A 5,611-nucleotide genomic window follows, 5' to 3' on the forward strand; every position below is an offset into this window, starting at 1 on the left:
GTTCGTCTGGCATCATCTGTGCAGCTCCTCGTAAACCGACTGCCTCCAATTTCATCAAAACAATGTCACGCAACATCGCTGCGTTCAAATTGGTGTGTTCACGCAATGGGAAGGCAACGTTATCAAAAACCGATAAATGAGTAAAAAGAGCGCTGCTTTGAAACAATAACCCCATTTTTCGCCTGGCTAAATACAAAGCCTTTCGTGAAAGTTGATGAATATTAACACCATCTACTAGAATTTCCCCAGCCTCTGGCTGTAATTGTGCCCCAATCAAGCGTAACAACGTTGTTTTACCACTGCCACTTGGTCCCATAATTGCCGTGATTTTGCCTCGTTGAACTGCCAGGTCAACACCAGCAAAAATATGGCGAGACCCTCGCGTAAAGGTAAGATTGGTGATTTGCACCAAATTATCCTGCATATAATTTTTATTCCGGATCCAAATAGAAGACGATTATATACCTGATAAGAGTCATTTTGCGAATTTAAAACGCTACCAACAGCATCTAATTTGCAGAACTCGTGCAAAAATGAGAAATAGCCAATATAAACAATTAAATTTTTATTTTTAAGTCTAAAAATATTAGTGTAGAGTACTGCTGCCTAAGCTCTCAGGACATTATTTTCCACTTAAGTTAAGGACAAATCTGAGCTTAATGGCAAAGGTATTGTAGCAATTACATCCAACTGACGATTTACTTCTCGCAACTCAGTCACTGTGCTCGCTTTTTCAATTTTTGTAATAATACTAAGAATACTTTCTATGTTTTCTGAATCAGTTCTTTTTCCGGAGAAAAATTGTGGGCCTTGTCGTCCTAATAAAGATTTACATTGTTCTATCATCATTTTTAAATCTATTTTTTGCTGTAAAAAATTATCAATTATTGTGGTATACGGTATAGGTTCACCTTGATTATAAAAAGAATTTTTCAATAGCAAATAGAGCTTGTAATAAAGCATTTGCTCTATAACTCGAACTTCCAACTTATCGACAGCGGGTTGCCTTCTTGAGGTCGTTTTCTCGCTCTGATGAAAAGCATTCCATTCATTAATACAAATTTCAATGTCAGTCAATAATTTCAAGGTGAGCTCTGGTTGATTATATTTACCAAATTTTGCGAAAATTTCGACCGTACTATTGAGCTTAAGCGTGAGCTGTGAAGGTCGATTATAAAAAATCGTACTCTGCTCTAACCATCTGGCAAGTTCATCATTAATATTAGTCTGCAACTGAACAATAACATACAGCTCGGGAGCGTGCTCTTTTAAATTGACAAAATTTAGCGCTCTAAAATCCACTTTATTATGAAAACAATAGTCGACCGACATCGCCATTAACCAAGTACACTTCATTGGGATATAGCTCCGCTTATTGCTATCTGCTGTTGGCTGGTAATAAGGGAGTTCCGTCAAATTATTTATAATTCCAAGGTTTTCAAAGAAAGACAGTGCAAGCGACGTTTGCTCATAATCGGGCATAAAATGGCCACTAGCCCCATCAATCATGATGATTTTTCCCTCTATAACTTTGATTTGCCCAGCCATGAATAAATTGATATGAGTATAGGAATCTGCATAAGAAGGATGCAGAATAGCTTCACTAGCAAAAAATGAAGTGCGCTCTGGAGCAAGACTGCGGCCCATAAACATGCCACCATTTATGTGTAGTGTATAAATGGCAGTCTTGGGAAAATCTTCCGGACGTTGCCAAAAGCTATCATAAGCCTTAATGGATAATTGTTCGGTACTAGCATAACTAAAGGTAAGATGTCGATTATCGCCTTTATCAAGAGTTTGTAATTTCAACAAATTAGTCTTGTGTGGTATGACTCGAAACTCCTCAAGCTCCTCTTTACTGTGCTGAGTCGTTTCTACCTTTGTACGAAATGTATAAATGACCTCATTACCTGTATCCTTTCCACCATAAGGTAATAAATTCTTACTCGTCTTTAACTTAGCGTAAAATTTTGCAAAATATATTTTTACTTGTTCTGCGGGATTTTCTTTTATTCGTTCATAAAGTGTCAAAGGATCGTTAGAAACATCACCAGGGTCTGGTCGCGGCCAAGGCATAAAAAATGGATCAAATTACTCCTACCAATACGCGAGCAGCAATTTTTTCTCTTATTACAGCTATATTCTCTTCGTCAATAATATGACCAATAACATCTAAGACTGTTGCCTTTAATTCTACATAGTTCTTATGATCTGCAGTATGCTCATCACAATAATGCAAAAGCTCAATTAAGCTATCAAAGCGCTCATAGATAGTTTGAGCGTTATAAATCGCTCTCAAATAATTCTCGACATTCCGATCAGGGTGATGTTTTGATTTTTTAAGCCAATCATTGACTGATTGCAAAACTGGGAAAGTCATTTTTGATCATTTTATGGCCAATATAGAAAAATATAGCCCATCGAGAGAGCTTTCGCCTGCTCTGCTCTAATAATCGATGATTAGTAGATTAAGCTTATAGACGCTACGAAAAAAGTTTAGGAGCGCTAGCCAGTTCCGCAGCATTATTTTTAAAATGGCAGGGTGCTTAGCTTTTTTACCTATAAAGAAGAAAATTACTGTGTTAAACTTGGCCTTCTTCTTGATAGCATCGCATTGAGAATACATGAATTTTTGCAAATTAGGCCTTGCGGTCATTGAAACTGAAGCTCAGGCAGTGCTTGAACTAACACAACGCATTGATGAGCGCTTTGAAACAGCCTGCGAGCTTTTATTAGCCTGTAAAGGTCGCGTGGTAGTGACTGGTATGGGAAAATCAGGCCATATTGCACATAAAATTGCCGCCACGCTTTCGAGTACCGGTACACCCGCTTTTTTCATGCATCCCGGTGAAGCCAGCCATGGCGATTTAGGTATGATTACCAGACAGGATATCGTCGTTGCAATTTCAAATTCTGGATTTACTAACGAAATTGTTACCTTACTCCCCCCTGCTTAAACGTCTTGAAGTACCTTTAATTACATTGACAGGCAATGATGATTCAACTTTGGCCAAGGCTGCCAATGTCAATTTAGACATTAGCATCCGTCAGGAAGCTTGTCCTTTAGGTCTAGCCCCCACCACAAGTACCACGGTTTCTTTAGTGATGGGAGATGCTTTGGCTATCGCTTTGCTACAGGCTCGCGGCTTTAGTGCCGAAGATTTTGCGTTATCGCATCCTGGCGGCGCTCTGGGCAGACGTCTTTTACTGCGTATTGACGAATTATGCCATCATGGGGATGAATTACCTTTGGTTCATGAGCAGGCCACTATCAGTGAAGCTTTGATTGAAGTTACAGCAAAAAAATTAGGAATGACCTGTGTCGTTGATAGCCATGGTAATTTATCAGGCGTCTATACTGACGGCGACGTAAGACGTACATTGACTCAAAATTTTGACATCAATACGACGCCATTGGCCAGTGTTATGAGTAGGAACTGTAAGACAATCAAAAAAGGAACATTGGCAGCAGAAGCGCTGGCAATTATGCAAAAATACAGCATTACCTCTTTGGTTGTTGTTGATGATGATAGCAAACCAGTAGCGGTTATCCATTTACATGATCTGCTGCGGGCTGGTGTTTTTTAAGGTAAAAAATGAATGATCTAATAGAAAAAGCAAAATATATCAAATGCTTAATTTGTGATGTTGATGGCGTTTTGACTGATGGCCTTCTTCATATAGATAACTTAGGCAATGAATTAAAATCCTTTCATGTACAAGATGGAATGGGCTTAAAATTACTCATGGCTGCTGACATCGTGGTAGCCGTTATTACTACCTCGCAAAATGCCGTTATTGATCACCGCATGAAACAGTTAGGAATTTTGCATTATTTTACAGGACAGGTAGATAAACGAGAGGCATTTGAGCAGTTAAAATTACGCCTAGGTTTAAGTAACAAAGAAATTGCCTACATAGGAGACGACCTACCCGATTTAGCTATTATTCAACAGGTAGGCTTGGGAGTTGCCGTTGCAAATGCGGTGCGTCAAGTAAAAGAATTTGCAGCCTGGCAAACTGAACAACAAGGCGGACGTGGCGCTGTTCGTGAGGTTTGCGAATTGATTCTAAACGCGCAAAACAAACAAGAGCTCGCACTAACCAGGTACCTCGCGTCATGAATGCAGCCAAACAAGCTGCATGGCTATTTTGTGTATTAATAGCGTTGGCATGTTCCGGTTGGTATTTTGCAAGCTCTACACCAGTCGCTAAACTTGATGATAAAGCCCTTTCTAATGCGGCAGATACGATTATCACAAATTTGACTGTACGCCGTTTTGACGAGACTGGAAAATTAGTCAATTATTTAAAAACGCCAGAATTACAGCATATCCCGAGCCATAATACCCATTTATTGCAATCGCCTTATATTGTTATCACTCAAACCAACCAGGCACCTTGGGAAATTAAATCCGAGCGAGCTAAAGCAATCCATGGCGGCCAACAAATTACTTTTATTCATAATGTAATCATTCATCAAAATAAAAGTACGCATAACCAGGAAAGTACAATGAAAACAGAAGAACTTACCTATTTTCCTAAAAACAAGCTAGCCACTACCGAAAAAGCAGTACGTTTTGAGCAACCAGGCAGCATTGTTCTCGCAAAAGGAATGAAAGCCTATCTAGCCGATAAGCGAGTACAATTATTAAGTAAAGCACGGGCTACTTATGAACCCAAACATGCCTAAGAGCGGGCTATTAAAATGTTTTGTTCTGTTGATATTGATCTTAGCCAGCAACCTTAGTTTGGCAATGCCTGATGATCGTGAAAAACTGGTTGAATTATCAGCTGATTCCGCTGATCTCAATCAACAAACCCATCGAGGTGAATATGTTGGAGAGGTCCAATTCGATCAAGGGACTACTCATTTACGAGCAGCAAAAGCGATTACTGAGGGTGATAAATACAACAAATTAATTTTTGCTGTTGCCGAAGGTAATGACAAAGGACAGGCTCATTATTGGACACAGACTGCAATAGATAAACCCTTATTACATGCATATGCTGATATCATCCGTTATTATCCAAACCGGCATCTAATTGAGTTGATCGGTAATGCCCGTGTATCACAAGGTGATAACTCGTTTGCAGCACCTAAAATTAGTTACGACACTCTCAAACAGCATGTAGTCTCTAAAAGTGATGGTAAGACACGCACGACAATTATCATTCATCCTGGAAAACAATCATGAGTGAATTGTCAGCAAGAAACTTAAAAAATCATTTAAAACCCGTACTGTTGTTAATGATGTCAGCATTAATATTCGTCGTGGTGAATGTGTCGGTTTATTGGGACCCAATGGAGCAGGAAAAACAACCTGTTTTTATATGATCGTTGGCCTACAATCCTGTGATGAAGGTCAAATCATCCTTGATGGCAGAGATGTTACCAAAGCCCCGATGCACCAACGAGCACGATTAGGTATAGGTTATCTACCCCAAGAAGCATCAGTATTTCGTAAAATGACCGTATCAGACAATATCTTGGCTATATTGCAATTACGTCATGATCTGGATGAGCAAACACGACAAGAAAACTAGAGCAATTGATGCATGAGTTCCATATTTCTCATTTACAAAAAAGTTTAGGAATGAGTTTATCAGG

General features: G+C 39.2%; 6 protein-coding genes and 2 pseudogenes. 5 read left to right on the forward strand and 3 right to left on the reverse strand.

Features of this window, described 5'->3' with window-relative positions:
- The 3 genes from BN58_RS13585 to BN58_RS13595 form a co-directional block, all read right to left on the reverse strand.
- Positions 1 to 424 (reverse strand): ABC transporter ATP-binding protein (locus BN58_RS13585; RefSeq protein ID WP_019217303.1); only part of this gene is annotated, 424 nt, incomplete at its 3' end.
- A 209-nt stretch (positions 425 to 633) separates the two neighbouring features.
- Entirely contained in the window at positions 634 to 2,076 is a 1,443-nt protein-coding gene (locus tag BN58_RS13590) for a hypothetical protein (protein WP_019217304.1), read from the reverse strand.
- Positions 2,077 to 2,086: 10 nt separating this feature from the next.
- Positions 2,087 to 2,380: a hypothetical protein gene (locus tag BN58_RS13595; RefSeq protein ID WP_019217305.1), complete on the reverse strand. Its 294-nt coding sequence runs from the start codon at positions 2,378 to 2,380 to the stop codon at positions 2,087 to 2,089.
- A gap of 244 nt (positions 2,381 to 2,624) precedes the next feature.
- On the opposite strand from BN58_RS13595, the pseudogene BN58_RS25455 reads away from it, so the two are divergent.
- From BN58_RS25455 to BN58_RS37090, 5 genes and pseudogenes are all read left to right on the forward strand, one after another.
- Positions 2,625 to 3,588 (forward strand): annotated as a pseudogene (locus tag BN58_RS25455) (KpsF/GutQ family sugar-phosphate isomerase).
- An 8-nt stretch (positions 3,589 to 3,596) separates the two neighbouring features.
- Positions 3,597 to 4,124: a KdsC family phosphatase gene (locus BN58_RS13610; protein WP_019217307.1), complete on the forward strand. Its 528-nt coding sequence runs from the start codon at positions 3,597 to 3,599 to the stop codon at positions 4,122 to 4,124.
- Positions 4,121 to 4,693, forward strand: a complete 573-nt coding sequence (gene lptC / locus BN58_RS13615; RefSeq protein ID WP_019217308.1) for an LPS export ABC transporter periplasmic protein LptC — start codon at positions 4,121 to 4,123, stop codon at positions 4,691 to 4,693. Before BN58_RS13610 ends, lptC begins: the two co-directional genes overlap by 4 nt.
- Positions 4,686 to 5,198, forward strand: coding sequence for a lipopolysaccharide transport periplasmic protein LptA (lptA, locus tag BN58_RS13620; protein WP_019217309.1), 513 nt, complete (start codon positions 4,686 to 4,688; stop codon positions 5,196 to 5,198). The genes lptC and lptA overlap by 8 nt, the downstream gene beginning before the upstream one ends.
- Before the next feature lie 4 nt (positions 5,199 to 5,202).
- Positions 5,203 to 5,611: pseudogene (locus BN58_RS37090) on the forward strand (ATP-binding cassette domain-containing protein); the annotation flags it as partial.

Origin of the sequence: Legionella tunisiensis (genome assembly GCF_000308315.1) — a bacterium.
GTDB classification, from domain to species: domain Bacteria; phylum Pseudomonadota; class Gammaproteobacteria; order Legionellales; family Legionellaceae; genus Tatlockia; species Tatlockia tunisiensis.

What these genes read in the sequence shown, in the direction of transcription:
- BN58_RS13590 (WP_019217304.1), bottom strand. Translation starts at nt 2,076, where the DNA reads ATGCCTTGGCCGCGACCAGACCCTGGTGATGTTTCTAACGATCCTTTG.
- BN58_RS13595 (WP_019217305.1), bottom strand. Translation starts at nt 2,380, where the DNA reads ATGACTTTCCCAGTTTTGCAATCAGTCAATGATTGGCTTAAAAAATCA.
- BN58_RS13610 (WP_019217307.1), top strand. Translation starts at nt 3,597, where the DNA reads ATGAATGATCTAATAGAAAAAGCAAAATATATCAAATGCTTAATTTGT.
- lptC (WP_019217308.1), top strand. Translation starts at nt 4,121, where the DNA reads ATGAATGCAGCCAAACAAGCTGCATGGCTATTTTGTGTATTAATAGCG.
- lptA (WP_019217309.1), top strand. Translation starts at nt 4,686, where the DNA reads ATGCCTAAGAGCGGGCTATTAAAATGTTTTGTTCTGTTGATATTGATC.